The sequence below is a fragment of the Streptomyces sp. IBSBF 3136 genome (assembly GCF_036815105.1).
Taxonomy (GTDB): Bacteria; Actinomycetota; Actinomycetes; order Streptomycetales; family Streptomycetaceae; genus Streptomyces.
Genome location: NZ_JAJSZC010000485.1, coordinates 1 through 808, shown reverse-complemented (window position 1 = coordinate 808; position 808 = coordinate 1). Strand labels below are relative to the sequence as shown.

General features: G+C 73.6%; 1 protein-coding gene. It reads right to left on the bottom strand.

Going from position 1 to position 808, the window contains the following annotated elements:
* Nucleotides 1-96: 96 nt before the first annotated feature.
* On the bottom strand, nucleotides 97-438 hold the full coding sequence (locus V7E45_RS40370; protein WP_333779260.1) for a CU044_2847 family protein: 342 nt from the start codon (nucleotides 436-438) through the stop codon (nucleotides 97-99).
* Nucleotides 439-808: the final 370 nt, after the last annotated feature.

Sequence of the window (808 nt, the reverse complement as noted above, 5' to 3'; positions counted from 1 at the left end):
GGGGTGCCGCTGAATGGGGGGTTCGGGCGGCGCGTACGGTGTGTCGCGCCGCCGAAGGCCCCGCCGGGATGGCAGCCGGCCGCACCGGGTCGCCCGTCAGGAGCCGGATGCCGGTTCCGTCGGCGACTTCCAGCTCAGCCGGACGACCAGCTGTCCCTCCGCCGCGCCCTTGGCGATGACGGCGCCCGCCTCCGCGCTCAGCTTCACGCCGAACTCCAGTTCCACCGAGTCGGGGCGCAGGGTGCCGTCACGGAAGACGCGCAGCGCGGACTGGGCGGCCGCGCGTACCCCGTCCAGCGCGCCCTCGAAGGTGCGGGCGGTCTGCGCCGCCGGGCCGCCCTCGCCGCGGGAGACGAGCCGCGTCCCGCCGGTGCTGTCCGTCTCCTCCACCGTCACGACGGCGCCGTCCTCGGTGGTGAACTCCATCAGCCTGTTCATGGCGTCGCCCGTCCCCCGTGTCCTTGATCCCCTACCGGCTCCATTGTGACGGACGGCCGGTGCGGCTGTCCGTTCCTCCGGCCGCGCGGGAACGCCTCCCTGGCGGGAAGCCGCCAGGGCACTTTTCCGCCGCGACCGCTCAACAGCCTTGAAACACAAGGCACATGAGACTCGTCCCAGTACTCGGCGCACCAGGACGGACCCCCCGGACGAGAAGAGGCGTGCATGAGGAGAGGACCAGTCGGACGCGGTGCGGTCCTGCTGTCGGCAGGGCTGGCCGTCGCGGCCCTGACGCCGGCGGCACCGGCGGCCGCGACGACCGTCACCGCGGAACGGCACGACGCCGGCACGGGAACCCACGGCTCCGAAG

Coding starts and splice junctions, on each gene's coding strand:
- V7E45_RS40370 (WP_333779260.1), bottom strand. CDS start 438: ATGAACAGGCTGATGGAGTTCACCACCGAGGACGGCGCCGTCGTGACG.